Origin of the sequence: Pseudomonas mangiferae, assembly GCF_007109405.1 — a bacterium.
Classification (GTDB): domain Bacteria; phylum Pseudomonadota; class Gammaproteobacteria; order Pseudomonadales; family Pseudomonadaceae; genus Pseudomonas_T; species Pseudomonas_T mangiferae.
Genome location: NZ_VJOY01000009.1, coordinates 132,068 through 150,152 on the forward strand (window position 1 = coordinate 132,068; position 18,085 = coordinate 150,152).

The window sequence follows — 18,085 nt, forward strand, 5'->3', positions numbered from 1 at the left end:
TTTTGTTATGGCTGGCGGACTATAGCCAGCGTGAAGGCAGGACTGATCCCTCGAAAGTGTGATTTGCGACGTCCCGCTCGGCGTGACCGGGCGGTCTAGTCCGCGCCACGCAGGGCATTCACCCGGCGCTGGCGCCTTGCCAGCAATTAACACGCCAAGCGTTTGCTCGGGCGCGCCGTGACCGCCAAGGCCGCTACAACGTGGATAGGAACTCGCCGCCCGCCGCCTGCAGGCGGGCGATGTCGCCGCGAATGCGCTTCTTGTCCAGCTTGCCCACGCTGGTCTTGGGAATTTCGGTAACAAGGGCGATCTGGGTGGGAATCGCCCACTTGTTGATGAGCCCCTGCTCGACGAAGGGCTTGAGGTGCTCCTTCAGCCCGCGGGCATCCAGGCGCTGGTCGGGGCGCACCACCAGCAGGGCGAACGGCCGCTCGTCCCACTGGGGATCGGGGACCCCCACCACCGCCACCTCGCGCACCGCCGGGTGGCGGCTGATCAGGTCCTCCAGCTCCAGGGAGGACAGCCATTCGCCGCCGGTCTTGATCACGTCCTTGATGCGGTCGCGGATGTCGATCACCCCCATGCCGTCCAGGGTCGCCACGTCGCCGGTGTGCAGCCAGCCGTGCCGCCACAGTTCGGCGCCCTTCTCCGGCTCGCCCAGGTAGCCCTGGGTCAGCCAGGGCGCGCGCAGCACCAGTTCGCCGCGGGTCTCGCCGTCGGCCGGCAGCAACCGGCCCTCTTCGTCCATCAGCGCCGCCTCCACCAGCGGCACCGGCACCCCGGCCTTGATCCGGTAGGCGATGCGCTCGTCCTCGCTGCCGGCCAGCAGCTCGTCGTTGAGGTGAGCCACGGAGATCAGCGGGCAGGTCTCGGACATGCCGTAGGCGGCGGTCAGCTGGATACCCCGCGCCTTGGCCGCCTGGTACAGGCTGCGGTTCAGCGCGCTGCCGCCGATGATCACCTTCCAGCCGCCGAAGTCCACGTCCCGGGCGCCGTCGGCGTTGAGCACCATCTGCAGGATGGTGGGCACGCAGTGGGAGAAGGTCACCGCCTCGCGGCGCCACAGCTGCACCAGCAGCTCGGGGTCGTAGCGACCCGGGTAGACCTGCTTCACCCCCAGCAGGGTGGCGACGTAGGGCACGCCCCAGGCGTGCACGTGGAACATCGGGGTGATGGGCATGTAGACGTCGTGGCTGCCCATCAGCCGGGTGCTGTCCAGGGCGCCCATCACGCCGGCCATGGACAGGGTATGCAGGACCAGCTGGCGATGGCTGAAGAACACCCCCTTGGGGTTGCCGGTGGTGCCGGTGGTGTAGAAGGTGGTGGCCACCGAGTTCTCGTCGAAGTCGGGGAAGTCGTAGTGGGGGCTGGCGGCCGCCAGCAGCGCCTCGTATTCCCCTACCTGGCCGGGCAGCGCGATGCCGCCGGCGTCGCCATCGCTCAGCAGCAGGGTCGCGCGCACCTGTTCCAGCTGCGGCGCCAGGCCGTTGTACAGCGCGGCGAACTCGCCGTTGACCAACACGAAGCGGTCCTCGGCGTGGTTCATGGTGTAGAGGATCTGCTCCGGGGAAAGGCGGATGTTGATGGTGTGCAATACCGCGCCGATCATCGGGATGGCGAACATGCATTCCAGGTAGCGGTGGCTGTCCCAGTCCATCACCGCGACGGTGTCGCCGGGGCCCACGCCCATGCCCACCAGGACGTTGGCCAGCCGCGCCACCCGCTGGTCGAAGGTGGCGTAGCTGTAGCGCACCTGGTCGCGGTAGACGATCTCGCGGGTTTTCTCGTAGCGGCTGCCGGAGAGCAGTAGGCGCTTGATCAGCAACGGATAGGGATGGACGCCTTCGGCCGGCGAAATGACTCGGGTCTGCAACATGGACGACACCTGCACGCCTGGTTGTTGTTTTTGGCTTCGCCCGCACTCTAGAGCGGTGCCGGCGGCGCTCAATCACCCTAAGGAGTGATTTCCCCGGCCTGGCCGAGGGGGTGGCGTGTCGGGTGGCGGTTGCGCGCGAACGCGGCGGTGGGCACCGCCGCACGCGCTTTTCAGGCTAACCGGCCTGGTTGCCGGTCGCCGCCGGCATCGGCGCCGGGGTACGCGGGAAGGCCAGGGCGGCGAGGAAGGTGACCACGCCCAGTACCGCCAGCACCCCGTACAGCCCGGCCAGGCCCTGGCGCGGCTCCAGGTAGGCGATCAGCGGGATCGCCGCCGCGCTGGCGCCGAACGACACGAAGTAGCGCAGGGCGAACACCCGCGCCTGCCAGGCCGGCGCCACGTAGTGGGCCACCATGGAGTCGTTCACCGTCACCTGGCCGAACACCGCGAACATGAACAGCGCGCCCAGCACCACCACCGAACCGCCCTCGGCACCCATCAGGGCATAGAGCAGCGGGCCCTGGGCCAGGGTCAGCAGCACGAACGGGCCCTTGAGGCTGAAGCGGTCCAGCAGGCGCCCGATGATCAACTGCGCCACGGCGCCGAAGGCATAGGCGAGGCTGACCACCAGGCCGAGGGTTTCCGGCGAGGCCAGCAGGTCGTGGAGGCGCTCTTGGAACAGCTTCGGGTAGGTCACGGTGGTGGCGTTGAACACCACCCCGCCGGTGGCGGTGACCAGCGCCAGCACGGCGAACACCCGGCGCACCGAGACCCGGCCGGCCTCCTCGCCGCGGCGCGGCGCGGCGCCCGCCAGGGGCGACGGCTCGTCCCGCACGCAGGCGGCGAACCACAGGCCCAGGGCCAGGGAGATCGCCCCCGGCAGGATGAACGCGGCGCGCCAGCCGAAGTGGGCGGTGAGGAACCCGGTGAGCAGCGCGGCGAAGGCCACCCCCAGGTTGCCCCACATGCCGTTCAGGCCGATTTCGTGGCCGCGGCGGGTGGCATGGGCCACCAGCATCGCCGTGCCCACCGGGTGGTAGATGGCGGCGAACACACCGATCAGGGTCAGGCCCAGGGTCAGCATCGGCACCGAGTCGCTGAAGCCGGTGAACAGCGCCGCCGCGCCCAGGCCGAGGAAGAACACCAGCAGCATGTGCCGCCGGCTCCAGTGGTCGCCCAGCCAGCCGGCTGGTAGCGAGCAGGCGCCGAAGGCGATGAAGCCGCCCAGAGACAGGCCGATCAGCCCGGCGTAGTCCAGGCCGAAGGTGGCGGTCATGCCCAGCACCGCGGCGGGGAAGATCAGCATGAACATGTGGTCGAGCACATGGGCGGCGTTGACGAAACGGATGACGGTGCGGGGTCGGTTCATGGGGCGGTCCCGGGCGTTCTGGCGTGGAAAGGAACGGCCATGCTAGGTTGTCCGCCTCACCGCAACCGGACAGAAAGGTCATCGGATCGGACATGTTCGACCTCCTCGGCCCGCCGCCGCCCTTCCATGCCGTGGCCATCGACTACCCCGACGGCGCCCAGGTGGCCGCCCACGCCCACCGCGAGGCGCAGTTCCTGTATGCCGCCCAGGGGCTGATGCGGGTGCTGACCGCCGGCGGCGCCTGGACCATCCCGCCGACCCGGGCGGTGTGGATACCGCCGGGGGTCGAGCACACCCTGTTCATGTCCGGCGAGGTGCGCATGCGCACCCTGTTCATCGCCGGCGGCCCCCTGCCCGGCGCCCCGGACGGCTGCTGCGTGCTGGCGGTGACGCCGCTGATGCGGGAGCTGGTACTGCGCGCCATCCATCTGCAGCGCCATGAGGCGGATGACGCCCAGGCGCGGCTGGTGCGGACCCTGGCCCTGGACGAGCTGACCCGCCTGACGCGCATGCCGCTGTACCTGCCGATGCCGGAGGACCGCCGTCTGCGGGCGATCTGCACCGCCCTGCTGCGGGCCCCGGACGACGACCGCACCCTGGAGGACTGGGGGCTGGAGGTGGGCGCCAGCCCGCGCACCCTGGCGCGGCTGTTCGCCCGGGAACTGGGCCTGAGCTTCCAGGCCTGGCGGCAGCAGCTGCGCCTGACCGAGGCGCTGCCACGGCTGCACGCCGGGCAGAGCGTGCAGGCGGTGGCCACGGCCCTGGGCTACGGCAGCGCCCGGGCCTTCTCGGCGATGTTCCAGCGCCTGCTGGGGGAAGCGCCCCGGGCCTACCTGGGGCGCGCCGAGACGGCCCTCAGCGCAGGCTGGTGAAGGCCAGCTTGATGCCCAGGCCTACCAGCACCGCGCCCATCAGGCGGTCGAACCAGTGGCCGAGCCGGGCGAAGCCGGCACGCACCCGGTGCTGGCTGAACAGCGCCGCCACCAGGCAGAACCAGGCACCGGTGGCCACCGCCAGGTAGACGCCGTAGCCGGCCTGCACCAGCAGCGGCGTGTGGGGGTCGATCACCACGGTGAACAGCGAGAGGAAGAACAGCGTGGCCTTGGGGTTCAGGCCGTTGGTGACGAAGCCGCTGGTGAACGCGCCGCGCAGGCTGCGCGCCGGGGCCGGGCCGTCGGCCAGTTCGGCGGGCGCCGCCGGCCGCGCCCGCAGGGCCTTGATGCCGATGTACAGCAGGTACGCCGCCGCCAGCCATTTCAGCGCGTTGAACAGCCACAGCGACTGGGACACGATCAGGCCGATGCCCAGCAGCGAATAGGTCACGTGGACGAAGATCCCGCAGCCCACGCCCACGGCCGTCCAGCGCCCGGCACGGGACCCGTGGGCGACGCTCTCGCGCACCACCACGGCGAAGTCCGGCCCCGGGCTGGCCACCGCCAGCAGGTGGATCAGGGCAACGGTGAGGAATTCGGTCCAGTACATGGCGCCTCCGCGAACGCTCCGGGAAAGCCCGCAGCTGAACAGGCGCCGGCGCACTTGTCCAGCCTCGCATGGGGCTGGCACCCTGGCGCATGGCGGCGCCCCGCCCGTGCCCGCGCCGCCCTTTCCTCCCGCCGCAGAAGGTCCCTTGCCGATGAACCGCGCCGTCTTCCTCGATCACGCCTCACTCGACCCGGGCGACCTGGACCTCTCACCGCTGCGCGAGGCCTTCGACAGCCTGGAGCTGCACCCCGCCAGCGAGCCGGAGCAGGTGGCCGGTCGCCTGGCCGGCGCCCAGGTGGCCATCGCCAACAAGGTGCGCCTGGATGCGCCGGTGTTCGCCGCCTGCCCCGAGCTGCGCCTGGTGCTGGTGGCCGCCACCGGTACCAACAACGTCGACCTGGCCGCGGCCGCCGCCCACGGCGTCACCGTCTGCAACTGCCAGGGCTACGGCACGCCGTCGGTGGCCCAGCACACCCTGATGCTGTTGCTGGCCCTGGCCACCCGCCTGGAAGACTACCGCCAGGCCGTGCGCGAGGGCCGCTGGCAGCGCGCGCCGCAGTTCTGCCTGCTGGACTTCCCCATCGTCGAGCTGGACGGCAAGGTCCTCGGCCTGCTTGGCCACGGCGAACTGGGCGGCGCCGTGGCGCGCCTGGCCGAGGCCTTCGGCATGCGCGTGCTGCTGGGCCAGTTGCCCGGACGCCCACCCCGGCCCGACCGCCTGCCCCTGGACGAGCTGCTGCCCCAGGTGGATGCGCTGACCCTGCACTGCCCGCTCACCGAGCAGACCCGTCACCTGATCGATGCCCGCCGCCTGGCGCTGATGAAGCCCGGCGCGCTGCTGGTCAACACCGCCCGTGGCGGCCTGGTGGACGAACAGGCCCTGGCCGATGCGCTGCGCGCCGGCCACCTGGGCGGCGCCGCCACCGACGTGCTGTCCCAGGAGCCGCCGAAGGACGGCAACCCGCTGCTGGCGGCGGACGTTCCGCGGCTGATCGTCACCCCCCACAGCGCCTGGGGCAGCCGCGAGGCGCGGCAGCGGATCGTCGTCCAGCTGGCCGAGAACGCCGCGGCGTTCCTCGCCGGCGCGCCCCGGCGAGTGGTCGGCGGCTGAGGCCGGGCCGTTCGCTCTGCTAGAATCGCCGGCTTTTCCCAGGAGGATCCGCATGGACCCGCGCAGTGAAGTCCTGCTCCGCCAGGCGGAACACGTCCAAGGCCCGGTGCTGCTGGCCGGGTTGCCGGCCGACGACCTGCTCGGCACGCTGCCCGAGGCCCGCGGCTGGAGCTGGCATGCCGGCGAGCAGGCGGCCCTGGCGACGCGCTTCCCCGGCCGCAGCGAGTTCGGCATCCACGCCCCGGCCGGCGCCTTCCGCGCGGCGGTGCTGTTCCTGCCCAAGTCCCGGGAGCTGACCGACTACCTGCTGGGCGCCCTCGCCGCCCGCCTCGGCCCCGGCGGCGCGCTGCTGCTGGTGGGCGAGAAACGCGCCGGCATCGAGCGCGCCGCCCGCCAGCTGGGCGCGTTCGGCACCCCGCGCAAGCTGGACAGCGCGCGCCACTGCCAGCTCTGGCGGGCCGACCTGGAACGTCAGGTGGCGACCCCCGACCCGCTGGCCCTGGCCGAACGCTTCAGCCTCAACCTGGAGGGCGGCCCGCTGCAGGTGGTCAGCCTGCCCGGGGTGTTCAGCCACGGCCGCCTGGACCGCGGCAGCGCCCTGCTGCTGCGCCACCTGGAGGGCCTGCCGCGGGGCCCCCTCCTGGACTACGGCTGCGGCGCGGGCGTGCTCGGCGCCTGGCTGAAGCGGCGCTACCCGGACAGCCCGGTGAGCTTGCTGGACGTGGACGCCTTCGCCCTGGAGAGCAGCCGCCTGACCCTGGCCGCCAATGGCCTGGAGGCCGAGCTGATCGCCGCCGACAGCCTGCGCGCCGCGCCGACCCAACTGGCGGCGCTGGTCAGCAACCCGCCGTTCCACCAGGGCGTGCGCACCGACTACCAGGCCACCGAGGCGCTGCTGCGCAGCGCCCGCGAGCACCTGGCGGCGAAGGGCGAGCTGCGCCTGGTGGCCAACGCCTTCCTCAAGTACCCGCCGTTGATCGAGACCGCCTTGGGCGCCTGCCAGGTGCTGGCCGAGGCCGAAGGCTTCCGCATCTACCGGGCGACCCGCAACTGATGCGCCGTCCGTCCCCTTTTATCCCGGCCGCCCTGTCGCGCGCCGGCCATCGCCCCCGCCCGGGGCGTCCCGGAGTGTTGATCCCGTGACCGAGTCCACCGCCGCCCCCGCCTCCAGCGGGCTGCACCGCGCGCTCAAGCCGCGCCACCTGAACATGATCGCCATCGGCGGCTCCATCGGCACCGGGCTGTTCGTCGCCTCCGGCGCCACCGTGGCCACTGCCGGCCCGGGCGGCGCCCTGCTGGCCTACGCGCTGATCGGCGTGATGGTCTACTTCCTGATGACCAGCCTCGGCGAGATGGCGGCCTACCTGCCGGTCTCCGGCTCCTTCTCCACCTACGGCAGCCGCTTCGTCGAGGACGGCTTCGGCTTCGCCCTGGGCTGGAACTACTGGTACAACTGGGCGATCACCATCGCCTCGGAGCTGGTGGCGGCGCAGCTGATCATGAGCTTCTGGCTGCCGGACGTGCCCGGCTACCTGTGGAGCGCCGGCTTCCTCGGGATCATCTTCCTGCTCAACGCGTTCTCGGTGCGCGGCTTCGGCGAGAGCGAGTTCTGGTTCGCGCTGATCAAGGTGGCGGCGGTGCTGGTGTTCATCGGCATCGGCCTGGCCACGGTGTTCGGCATCATGAGCGGCATCGAGTCCCCCGGCCTGAGCGTCTTCACCCAGGGCGAGGGACCCTTCGTCGGCGGCCTGCAGGCCATGGTCGGGGTGATGATGATCGCCGGCTACGCCTTCCAGGGCACCGAGCTGATCGGCGTGGCCGCCGGGGAGTCCGAGGACCCGAAGAAGAACATCCCCATCGCCATCCGCCAGGTGTTCTGGCGCATCCTGATGTTCTACATCCTGGCGATCCTGGTGATTGGCCTGCTGATCCCCTACAACGACCCCAACCTGCTGAAGAACGACGCCAGCGACATCAGCGTCTCGCCCTTCACCCTGATGTTCGAGCGCGCCGGTCTGGCCGCCGCCGCGGGGGTGATGAACGCGGTGATCCTGACCGCCGTGCTGTCCGCTGGCAATTCCGGCATGTACGCCTCGACCCGGATGCTCTACAACCTGGCCAAGGACGGCAAGGCGCCGCGCCTGTTCGCCCGCCTGGCCGCCAGCGGCGTGCCGCGCAACGCGCTGTACGCCACCACCCTGGTGGGCGCGCTGTGCTTCCTCACCTCGGCGTTCAGCAACCAGACGGTCTACACCTGGCTGCTCAACACCTCCGGCATGTGCGGCTTCATCGCCTGGCTGGGCATCTCGGTGTCCCACTACCGCTTCCGCAAGGGCTACCTGGCCCAGGGCGGGCGCCTGGAGGACCTGCCCTACCGGGCCAAGCTGTTCCCCCTGGGGCCGTTCCTGGCCTTCGCCCTGTGCCTGTTCATCAGCCTGGGGCAGAACTACGAGGCCTTCGCCCACGAGCGCATCGACTGGCTCGGCCTCACCGCCACCTACGTCAGCCTGCCGCTGTTCCTGCTGATCTGGCTGGGCTACCGCCTGCGCCACGGCAGCCGGCTGGTCAGCTACCAGACCATGAACGTGCGCAGCGAGGCGGACTGAAAGAGGTTGCCCGGGTACGCGCGCTTGGGCAGAATGCGCGCGTCCTAGGGGAGTAGTCTCCCGCGAGCGCCCTGCTCGCCCGGCGTGCGTCAACACACTTGGTCCACCGACCATGGCGCCCGCGACCCGAGGTCTGCGCAGACAGACCCGCGGTTTGACAAGACCTATGACACGCATGACCTGACCCGGGGCGGGCAGATCGTACGTGTCATGGTATCCGTCGACCCGCCCCCGTTGGTTCCCTGATGCTTGAATCCCTGCTGGTCCCCACCCTGGTCGTCGCCCTGGCCGAAATCGGCGACAAGACCCAACTCCTCGCGCTCCTGCTCGCCGCCCGCTTCCGACGACCGCTTCCGATCATCCTCGGCATGGTGGCGGCGACCCTGGCCAACCATTTCCTCGCCGGTGCCGTGGGCACCTGGGTGGCGGGGCTGTTCTCCCCGGCCGCCCTGCGCTGGATCCTCGCCGCCGCCTTCGCCGCGGTGGCGCTGTGGACCCTGATCCCCGATAAGCTGGAGGACGACGAGGGCGCCAGGCTGAAGCGCTTCGGCCCGTTCCTCACCACCCTGGTGGCGTTCTTCCTGGCCGAGATGGGCGACAAGACCCAGGTGGCCACGGTGATGCTGGCGGCCCAGTACCCGCACTTCCTGCTGGTGGTGGCCGGCACCACCCTGGGCATGCTGCTGGCCAACGTGCCGGTGGTGCTGGCCGGCAACTTCGCCGCCGACCGCCTGCCCCTGACCCTGATCCGCCGCCTGGCCGCCCTGGCCTTCGGCGTACTGGCGCTATACGCGGCCTACGAGGCCCTCAAGGCCGGCGGCAGCCTGCCGGGCTGACCCCACCGCGGCCGGCGCCGACTGGACGGCGGGCGTCGCGGCGGCTAAAAGAAGCGGAATCGCCGGAGATGCCGATGAACCCGCGTCACGCCTGCCTCGACTGCCTCGCCCGTAGCCCCGCGGACCCGTTCGAGGCGGCGCTGTGGGTGGCCGCCGAGCACGATCCCCAGGTTCGCCCGGAGCAGGTGCGGCAGGACATGGCCGGCCTGGCCCAGCAGATCCGCGCCGGCCTGCCGGCACTTCCCCCGGCGGAACTGGCGCAGCCGCTGTTGCGCCGGCTCAGCGACCTGGGCTTCCACGAAGACGACGACACCCCGCTGCGACCGCGGGCGGCGCTGCTGCACATGGTGCTGGCGCGGCGCCGAGGCCAGCCGCTGTCCCTGGCGCTGGTGGCCCTGGAGCTGGCGCGGCGGCTGGAGATTCCCCTGGCGGGCGTGGCCTTTCCCGGCCACTTCCTGCTGCGGGTGCCGGGTGCCGACCACCTGCTGGACCCGTGCGGCGGCCGTCGCCTGTACACCCGGGACTGCCGCGAGCTGCTGCTGCGCTGCCTGGGCCCTCAGGCGGACTTGCACGCCAGCCACCTGCAGGCGGCCAGCGCGGCGCACATGCTGCAGCGGCTGTCGCGCAACCTGCGCACCCTCTACCTGCACGCCGGCGACTGCCTAGAAGCGCTGAAAGACGCCGAGCGGGTGCTGGAGCTGGGCCCGCCGAACCTGCTGGACCACCTGGCCCGGGCCGATATCTACCGCCACCTGGACTGCCCGCGGGCGGAGCGCTTCGATCTGCAGCGGGCGCTGCTGCTGTGCGACGACCCGGCCCAGCGGGTGAGCCTGGACCAGCGCCTGCGCCGCCTCGGCAGCACCCCGGCGCTGCATTGAGGGCCAGGTTGTGTACGAAAAAGTCGTCGAGCGAAGGTCAGGCGAGGAAGAAATGGGAGAGGAAGCGGTGTTGTTCACGCGCTGTAAATGCGCATCCCGAACCCATTTTTAACGAAGCATCACCGAGCGCAGGCACTTTTCGTACACAACCTAGAGGGCTTCCCGGGGGATGCCGTTGCGCACCCGGAGGATGTCGGCCAACACCGCCAGGGCGATCTCCGCCGGGGTCTTGCTGCCCAGGCCCAGGCCGATGGGGGCGATGATCCGGGCGATCTGCGCGTCGCTCAGCCCGCCGGAGCGGCGCAGCCGCTCGCGGCGTTTCTCGCTGGTCTGCCGCGAGCCCATCACGCCGATATAGAACGCGTCGCTGCGCACCGCCTCGATCATCGCCAGGTCGTCGATGCGCGGGTCATGGGTCAGCGCCACCACCGCGGTGTCGGCGTGGCAGGCGCCGGCGGCGATCACTTCGGAGGGCAGCTCCCGGCGGATGTCCACCCCCGGCAGGTCGACCCCGTCGATCACCTCCTCGCGGGGGTCGCAGAGCAGCACCTCGAAGCCCAGGGGTAACGCATAGCGGGCGCAAATCTCGGCGACGCTGGAGTAGCCGGCCAGCAGCAGGCGCTGGGCGGCGCCGACGCGGATGCGGATGCGCCGCGGCGCGCACTCGACCCGCGGGCCCTGGCCGCTGTCCTCCAGGAAGCGCCGCCCGCCTTCCGGCACCGTGACCTCGCGGATCAGGCGCCGGCGGCCGTCCAGGGCCTGCTCCAGGAAGTCCAGGTGGGCGCGGGTGGCGTCGTCCGCCGGCAGATTCTCCACCAGCACCTCCAGCACCCCGCCGCAGGGCAGGCGCACCCGGGACCGGGGATCGCTGCCGTCGCCGTAGCGCAGCTGGTTCACCGGCTCGACGAAGGCGCCCTCCCCCAGGCGCTCGAGGAACTCTTCTTCCACGCAGCCGCCGGACAGCGAACCGACCCATTCGCCCTCGTCGTTGGCCGCCAGTAGCGAGCCCGGCGCCCGGGGCGCCGAGCCGAAGGTGCGCAGCACGGTGCACAGCCACACGCGGTGGCCGTCGCGCGACCAGTCGAGGGCGCGCCGGATGACTTGCAGGTCGAGGTGATGCATGGCGGAGTCCTGCCGCGAAGGGGTGCCAGGGTTTGACCGCGGGCCGCGATGCAAGGTCGACTTTTCGTGGCGCCGGCGACCGGCGCGGGCCCGTGCCGTGCTAGGCTGGCGGGTCCGTTAGCCGCCTATGTATCTGCCCATGTCCGAGATTCTTCTGCGCCGGCACAAGCCGTTCCTCGCGTTCTGGCTGGCCCGGGTGTGCACCGCCAGCGCGTTCCAGATCATGACCGTGGCGATCGGCTGGCACATCTACCAGCTCACCGGCGACGTCTTCGACCTCGGCCTGGTGGGGCTGGTGGAATTCCTGCCGCGGGTGCTGTTCATGCTCCATACCGGGCACGTGGCCGACCGCTACGACCGGCGTCGGGTGGCGGCGCTGTGCCAGAGCGTGCAGGGCGTGGTGGCCCTGGCGCTGGTGATCGCCAGCGCCGGGCACGCGGTGACCCGGGAAATGATCTTCGTCATGGCCTTCCTGCTGGGCTCCGCCCGCGCCTTCGAGATGCCCAGCACCCAGGCGCTGCTGCCGAACCTGGTGCCGCCGGCGCTGTTCCCCCGAGCGGTGGCCGCCTCGGCCTCGGCGATGCAGGCGGCCACCATCGCCGCGCCGGCCTTCGGCGGCCTGCTGTTCGCCTTCGGCGAGTTGTGGGTATACGCGCCGACGGCGCTGCTCTACGCCATCGCCTGTCTGCTCAGTCTGAGCCTGCCGGCCCGTGGGCAACCGCCCCAGAAGGGCCGCGCCTCGATGGAGTCGCTGCTGGCCGGCATCCACTTCATCCGCAGCCGGCGCGACGTGTTCGGCGCCATCTCCCTGGACATGTTCGCCGTGCTGCTGGGGGGCGCCACCGCGCTGCTGCCGGTGTTCGCCCGGGACATCCTGGACACCGGCCCCTGGGGCCTGGGCCTGTTGCGCTCGGCACCAGCGGCCGGGGCGCTGCTGATGTCGTTCTGGCTGTCGCGCTTCCCCATCGAGCGGCAGGTGGGCCGGGTGATGCTGGCCTCGGTGGCGCTGTTCGGCGTCACCACCATCGCCTTCGGCCTGTCCACCTCCTTCTGGTTCAGCCTCGCCGTGCTGGTGGTATTGGGCGCGGCGGACATGGTCAGCATGGTGATCCGCGGCGCCTTCGTGCAACTGGAAACCCCCGACGAGATGCGCGGCCGGGTCAGCGCGGTGAACGGCCTGTTCATCGGCGCCTCCAACCAGCTCGGCGAGTTCGAGTCCGGGGTCACCGCCGCCTGGCTGGGCACGGTGCCGGCGGTGGTGATCGGCGGGGTCGGCACCCTGGTGGTGAGCGGCCTGTGGCTGAAGCTGTTCCCGACCCTGGCCCAGCGCGACCGCCTGCACGCCGAGCCGCCGGCTGACCCGCAGGACGAGGCGCGCCCCGCCTGAGGGTGAGCCGCCGGGGAGGTCCCGGCGGCCGGCCCGCTACAGCAGCTTGTCGAGGGTGATCGGCAGGTCGCGGACGCGCTTGCCAGTGGCGTGGTAGACCGCATTGGCGATGGCGGCGGCGACCCCGACGATGCCGATCTCGCCGACCCCCTTCGAGCCCAGGGGATTGACGATGCGGTCGTGCTCCTCGACGAAGATCACCTGGAGGTCCTGAATGTCCGCCTGCACCGGGATGTGGTACTCCGCCAGGCTGTGGTTCATGAAGCGGCCCAGGTGGTGGTCCAGCTGGGTCTCTTCCTGCAGGGCCATGCCGATGCCCCAGACCACCCCGCCGAGAATCTGGTTCTCGGCGGTCTTCGGGTTGACCACGCGGCCGGCGGCGATGGCGCTGACCACCCGGCTGACCTGCACGGTGCCCAGGGCCTCGTCCACCTTCACCTCGACGAACACCGCGGCGTGGCTGCCGGTGGCGTACTTGTCGCGCTCAGCCTCGGGCTTGGCGTCGGCCTGGGCTTCCAGGCTGGGCGAGCCGCTCTGGCGCACGATGTCGGTAAAGGTCAGGCTGCGCGCCGGGTCGGCCTTGAGCCTCAGGCAGCCATCGACGCACTCCACGTCGTCCGGCGTAGCGCCGGCCAGGGGCGAATCGTCGTCCTTCTGGGCGGTCTCCAAGAGGGTCTTGATCAGCGCCTGGCAGGCCTGCTGCACCGCGGTGCCCACCGACGACACGGTGAACGAGCCGCCCTCCAGGGGCGCTTTGGGCAGGCTGGTGTCGCCCAGCTTGAAGGTCACCTTGTCCATGGGCAGACCAAGGGTTTCCCCGGCGATCTGGGTCATCACGGTGTAAGTGCCGGTGCCGATGTCGGCGGTGGCGCTGGCCACCACCAGGGAGCCGTCGATGGCCAGGGTGGCCTTGGCGCTGGCGGGCATCAGCATCGCTTCCCAGGCGCCGCTGGCCATGCCCCAGCCGATCAGCTGGTGGCCTTCGCGCATGGAGCGCGGCTGTGGGTTGCGCTGGCTCCAGCCGAAGCGCTCGGCGCCCTGCTGGTAGCAGGCCAGCAGCTGCTTGCTGGAATAGGGCTTGCCCTCGTTCTGGTTGACCGGGCTGAAGTTGTCGATGCGCAGCTGTACCGGGTCGACGCCGGTGGCCACCGCCAGTTCGTCGAGGGCGCACTCCAGGGCGTAGATGCCCAGCACCGCCCCAGGCGCGCGCATGTCCAGGGGCGTGTACACGTCCAAGGCGGCCAACTGGTAGGCCAGGCGCACGTTGTCGCAGTGGTACAAGGCGCCGGACCATTCGGCGACGTGCTCGGTGAAATCCTCGAAGCGCGAGGTCTCCCCCAGCACCTCGTGGATCACCGCCTCCAGGTGGCCCTTCTGGTCGGCGCCCAGCTTCAGGCGCTGCAAGGTCTGAGGCCGGTGGCCGAAGGTGAACATCTGCTGGCGGGTCAGGGTGACCCGCACCGAGCGCTTCAGGTGCAGCGCCGCCATCACCGCCAGCACCACCTGGTACTGGGGCCGCAGGCCGGAGCCGAAGGCGCCGCCGACGAAGGGCGACAGCACCCGGGCGTCGCCGTCGGCCAGGCCGAAGATGTGGGAGACGAACTCCAGGGTATTCACCGCGCTCTGGGTCTTGTCGTAGATCGTCAGGCCGCCGTCGGGCTGGTACACCACGGTGGACGCATGGGGCTCCATGGGGTTGTGGTGCTCCACCGGCGAGGAATACGCCGCCTCCACCTTCACCGCCGCCCGGGCGAAGGCCTCGTCGGCATCGCCACGGGGCTTCGGCAGCTCCGCCGGGGCATCGTGGGGCGCCTGGCGGTGGATGTCGGTCTGGTGCGGCTCCTGGGCGTAGCGCACGCCCACCAGGGTCGCGGCGTAGCGGGCCGCTTCGAAGGTCTCCGCCACCACCAGGGCCAGGGGCTGGCCGCTGTACAGCACGCGGTCGTTGAACAGCGGGCGGAAGGGCGCGCCGTCGGCCGAGTCCATGTCGGTGTAGCTCTCGTCGTAGGCGGCCATGCGCGGACGGTTGAGGTGGCTGAGCACGTCCACCACCCCCGGCACCGCCTTGGCGGCGTCCACGTCGAGGGCGAGGATGCGGCCCTTGGCCAGGGTGCTGTTCACCGCCACCCCATAGGTCAGCCCGGGTACGGCGAACTCGCCGGCGTACTGCGCCTGGCCGGTGACCTTCAGCGGGCCGTCGACCCGGTCCAGGGGTTTGCCGATGTGTGCGGTCATGGGGTGCCCTCCTGGCTGGCCGCCTGTTCCAGCGCGCGGACGATGGCGCGACGCGCCAGTTCGATCTTGAAGTCGTTGTGGGCGAAGCCTTGGGCGCCCTGCAGCAGCGCGTCGGCGGCCCGGCCGAAGGACTCGGCGTTGCAGGGCTGGCCGCGCAGCAGGTCCTCGGCCCGCGGGTCCCGCCACGGCTTGTGGGCCACCCCGCCCAGGGCCAGGCGCGCTTCGGCGATGCGGCCGTCGGCCTCGCGCTCCAGGGCCGCCGCCACCGAGACCAGGGCGAAGGCGTAGGAGGCGCGGTCGCGCACCTTGAGGTAGGCATGGTGGCGGGCGAACCCGCGGGCCGGCAGGGTGATGGCGACGATCAGCTCATCGTCCTCCAGGGTGTTGTCCCGCTGCGGCTGGTCCCCGGGCAGCCGGTGGAAATCGGCGAAGTCGATGACCCGGCGTCCCGCCGGGCCGGCCACTTCCACCGTCGCCTCCAGGGCCGCCAGGGCGACGCACATGTCCGAGGGGTGCACGGCGATGCACTGGTCGCTGGCGCCGAGGATCGCATGGATGCGGTTGAGGCCGTCCCGGGCCGGGCAGCCGGAGCCGGGCTCGCGCTTGTTGCAGGGCACGCCGGCGTCATAGAAGTAGTAGCAGCGGGTGCGCTGCAGCAGGTTGCCGCCGGTGCTGGCCATGTTGCGCAGCTGCGGCGAGGCGCCGGCGAGGATCGCCTGGGCCAGCAGCGGGTAGCGCCGCTCCACCTCCGGGTGGTAGGCCAGGTCGGCGTTGCTCACCAGGGCGCCGATGCGCAGCCCGCCGTCGGCGGTGGTCTCCACGTCGTGCAGGGGCAGCCCGGTGATGTCGATGAGCATGCCCGGGCGGGCGACGTTTTCCTTCATCAGGTCCAGCAGGTTGGTGCCGCCGGCGATGAAGCGCGCCTCAGGGTGGCCGGCGCGCAGGGCCAGGGCCTCGTCCACCTGGCGTGCCCGGGCGTAGGCGAAGGGCGTCATGAGCGGCCCCCTTCGCGGCAGGCGGGCAAGGCATCCTCGATGGCCGCGAGGATGTTGGTGTAGGCGCCGCAACGGCACAGGTTGCCGCTCATCAGCTCGCGGATCTCGTCGCGGCTGTGGGCGCGGCCTTCGTTGGCCAGGCCCACCGCCGAGCAGAGCTGCCCGGAGGTGCAATAGCCGCACTGGAAGGCATCGCGCTCGATGAACGCCTGCTGCAAGGGGTGCAGGCGGCCGTCCTCGGCGAGCCCTTCGACGGTGGTGATCTCGGCGCCGTCCTGCATCACCGCCAGGCTCAGGCAGGCGTTGATCCGCTTGCCGTTCACCAGCACCGTGCAGGCGCCGCACTGGCCGTGGTCGCAGCCTTTCTTGCTGCCGGTGAGCTGCAGCTGCTCGCGCAGCAGGTCCAGCAGGGTGGTCCAGGGCTGCACCTCGAGGCGTCGTGGCTGCCCGTTGAGGGTCAGGCTGATGGAATGGGCGGCGGGAAGACCCGCGCCCGCGGTGGGGGACGTCGCGCTCATGGGTTACCTCACGGTTAGCGGCCGGGACAGGCCCGGTCGGCATCAGGGCGTGGGCAGGTCGGTCGCCTGCTTCTCGGGGTTACGACTGCCCCGCTCCGGCAATCGTTCAGGCCCGTGGATCGGACCGGAAACCGCACCGCGACGGCGCGTCGCGAGGCCGTCGCGCCCCCCGCCGGTGCATCCCCCGAAAAACCGTGCAAGCCGCGTCGACCGGGCGCTGCGCGGCCTTCCGCCTGCTGTTATGATGCGCGCCTTTTCGACCGCGCGACCCGTGCCGGCCGGTGCCATCGACTCCACCGCTTCAGCCCGAAACAGGGGAACGACCATGCTGGAACGACTCTTCCGCCTCCAGGCGCACAACACCGATGTCCGCACCGAAGTGCTCGCCGGCATCACCACCTTCCTGACCATGGCCTACATCCTGTTCGTCAACCCGAGCATCCTCGGCGAGACCGGCATGGACAAGGGCGCGGTGTTCGTCGCCACCTGCCTGGCGGCGGCCATCGGCTCCAGCATCATGGGGCTGATCGCCAACTACCCCATCGCCCTCGCCCCGGGCATGGGTCTCAACGCCTTCTTCACCTACACCGTGGTGCTGCACATGGGCCACACCTGGCAGGTGGCCCTGGGCGCGGTGTTCCTCTCCGCCTGCATGTTCTTCCTGCTGTCGATCTTTCGCATCCGCGAATGGATCATCAACAGCATCCCCCTGGCCCTGCGCTCGGCCATCGCCGCCGGGATCGGCCTGTTCCTCGCGCTGATCGCCCTGCAGAAGGCCGGCATCGTGGTGCCACACCCAGCCACCATGCTGACCCTCGGCGACCTCAGCCAGCCGGCCCCGGTGCTGGCGATCCTCGGCTTCTTCCTGATCGTCGGGCTGGAGGCGCGGCGGGTCACCGGCGCGGTGCTGATCGGCATCCTCGCGGTCACCGTGGCTGGCATCGCCCTGGGCGTGTCCCACTTCGGCGGGGTGTTCTCCATGCCGCCGTCCCTGGCCCCCACCTTCCTCCAACTGGACATCAAGGGTGCCCTGGACATCGGCTTGGTCAGCGTGATCTTCGCCTTCCTCTTCGTCGACCTGTTCGACAACTCCGGCACCCTCATCGCGGTGGCGAAGAAGGCTGGCCTGATGCGCGCCGACGGCTACATGCCGAAGATGGGCCGCGCGCTGATCGCCGACAGCACCGCGGCCATGGGCGGCTCGCTGCTGGGTACCTCCACCACCACCAGCTACATCGAGTCGGCGGCGGGCGTCAGCGCCGGCGGTCGTACCGGCCTCACCGCCCTGGTGGTGGCCGTGCTGTTCCTCCTGGCGCTGTTCCTCGCGCCCCTGGCTGGCAGCGTGCCGGCCTTCGCCACCGCGCCGGCGCTGTTCTTCGTCGCCGTGCTGATGGCCTCGGGCCTGGCGGAGATCGACTGGGACGACCTGACCACCGCCGCGCCGGTGCTGGTGACCGCCCTGGCCATGCCGTTCACCTACTCCATCGCCGACGGCATCGCCTTCGGCTTCATCGCCTGGGCGGCCATCAAGACCCTGGCCGGCCGCTGGCGCGAGCTGAGCCCGGCGCTGGTGATCCTCGCCGTCCTGTTCGTCATCAAGCTGGGCTTCTTCCAGTAAGCCCGCGCGTCGGGGCCGCCGGGCCCCGGTACTTCCCGGGGTCGGCCTGGCC

The 18,085-nt window shown here is 71.0% G+C and carries 15 protein-coding genes; 8 read left to right on the plus strand and 7 right to left on the minus strand.

Annotation, left to right across the window (positions count from 1 at the left end; genetic code table 11):
* Positions 1-193: 193 nt before the first annotated feature.
* Positions 194-1,876, minus strand: a complete 1,683-nt coding sequence (locus tag FM069_RS13830; protein ID WP_143488948.1) for a fatty acid--CoA ligase — start codon at positions 1,874-1,876, stop codon at positions 194-196.
* 175 nt (positions 1,877-2,051) lie between these two features.
* A complete protein-coding gene (locus FM069_RS13835; RefSeq protein ID WP_143488949.1) occupies positions 2,052-3,245 on the minus strand; it encodes an MFS transporter in 1,194 nt (397 codons plus the stop codon).
* Between the two features lie 92 nt (positions 3,246-3,337).
* Between FM069_RS13835 and FM069_RS13840 the strand changes: the two genes are divergently transcribed.
* The gene (locus FM069_RS13840; protein ID WP_143488950.1) at positions 3,338-4,117 is read left to right on the plus strand and encodes an AraC family transcriptional regulator; all 780 of its coding nucleotides are present in this window, start codon (positions 3,338-3,340) and stop codon (positions 4,115-4,117) included.
* On the opposite strand, the gene FM069_RS13845 is transcribed toward FM069_RS13840, so the two are convergent.
* On the minus strand, positions 4,101-4,727 hold the full coding sequence (locus FM069_RS13845) for a LysE family translocator (protein ID WP_143488951.1): 627 nt from the start codon (positions 4,725-4,727) through the stop codon (positions 4,101-4,103). The two genes, FM069_RS13840 and FM069_RS13845, sit on opposite strands and share 17 nt — an antisense overlap.
* Before the next feature lie 151 nt (positions 4,728-4,878).
* On the opposite strand from FM069_RS13845, the gene FM069_RS13850 reads away from it, so the two are divergent.
* The 5 genes from FM069_RS13850 (at position 4,879) to FM069_RS13870 (ending at position 10,158) form a co-directional block, all read left to right on the plus strand.
* Entirely contained in the window at positions 4,879-5,838 is a 960-nt protein-coding gene (locus tag FM069_RS13850) for a 2-hydroxyacid dehydrogenase (protein WP_143488952.1), read from the plus strand.
* A gap of 52 nt (positions 5,839-5,890) precedes the next feature.
* Positions 5,891-6,892: a class I SAM-dependent methyltransferase gene (locus FM069_RS13855; RefSeq protein ID WP_143488953.1), complete on the plus strand. Its 1,002-nt coding sequence runs from the start codon at positions 5,891-5,893 to the stop codon at positions 6,890-6,892.
* A gap of 85 nt (positions 6,893-6,977) precedes the next feature.
* The gene (locus tag FM069_RS13860; RefSeq protein ID WP_143488954.1) at positions 6,978-8,444 is read left to right on the plus strand and encodes an amino acid permease; all 1,467 of its coding nucleotides are present in this window, start codon (positions 6,978-6,980) and stop codon (positions 8,442-8,444) included.
* A 245-nt stretch (positions 8,445-8,689) separates the two neighbouring features.
* Positions 8,690-9,280 (plus strand): TMEM165/GDT1 family protein, encoded by a 591-nt coding sequence (locus tag FM069_RS13865; protein ID WP_143488955.1) that lies wholly within the window; start codon positions 8,690-8,692, stop codon positions 9,278-9,280.
* Between the two features lie 74 nt (positions 9,281-9,354).
* Entirely contained in the window at positions 9,355-10,158 is an 804-nt protein-coding gene (locus tag FM069_RS13870; RefSeq protein ID WP_143488956.1) for a SirB1 family protein, read from the plus strand.
* A 150-nt stretch (positions 10,159-10,308) separates the two neighbouring features.
* Here the strand turns inward: FM069_RS13870 and FM069_RS13875 are convergent, their stop codons facing one another.
* Complete coding sequence (locus FM069_RS13875; protein ID WP_143488957.1) at positions 10,309-11,280, minus strand: XdhC family protein; 972 nt, start codon at positions 11,278-11,280, stop codon at positions 10,309-10,311.
* A gap of 139 nt (positions 11,281-11,419) precedes the next feature.
* On the opposite strand from FM069_RS13875, the gene FM069_RS13880 reads away from it, so the two are divergent.
* Positions 11,420-12,667, plus strand: coding sequence for an MFS transporter (locus FM069_RS13880; RefSeq protein ID WP_143488958.1), 1,248 nt, complete (start codon positions 11,420-11,422; stop codon positions 12,665-12,667).
* 36 nt (positions 12,668-12,703) lie between these two features.
* Here FM069_RS13880 and FM069_RS13885 read toward each other — a convergent pair whose 3' ends face one another.
* Genes FM069_RS13885 through FM069_RS13895 form a run of 3 tightly spaced genes read right to left on the minus strand, consistent with a single transcriptional unit; the run spans position 12,704 to position 16,415 of the window.
* Positions 12,704-14,902 (minus strand): xanthine dehydrogenase family protein molybdopterin-binding subunit, encoded by a 2,199-nt coding sequence (locus FM069_RS13885; protein WP_143488959.1) that lies wholly within the window; start codon positions 14,900-14,902, stop codon positions 12,704-12,706.
* Positions 14,899-15,897 (minus strand): FAD binding domain-containing protein, encoded by a 999-nt coding sequence (locus tag FM069_RS13890; RefSeq protein WP_143488960.1) that lies wholly within the window; start codon positions 15,895-15,897, stop codon positions 14,899-14,901. Before FM069_RS13890 ends, FM069_RS13885 begins: the two co-directional genes overlap by 4 nt.
* Entirely contained in the window at positions 15,894-16,415 is a 522-nt protein-coding gene (locus tag FM069_RS13895) for a (2Fe-2S)-binding protein (RefSeq protein ID WP_143488961.1), read from the minus strand. Before FM069_RS13895 ends, FM069_RS13890 begins: the two co-directional genes overlap by 4 nt.
* Before the next feature lie 325 nt (positions 16,416-16,740).
* On the opposite strand from FM069_RS13895, the gene FM069_RS13900 reads away from it, so the two are divergent.
* Positions 16,741-18,033, plus strand: a complete 1,293-nt coding sequence (locus tag FM069_RS13900) for an NCS2 family permease (RefSeq protein ID WP_143488962.1) — start codon at positions 16,741-16,743, stop codon at positions 18,031-18,033.
* Positions 18,034-18,085: the final 52 nt, after the last annotated feature.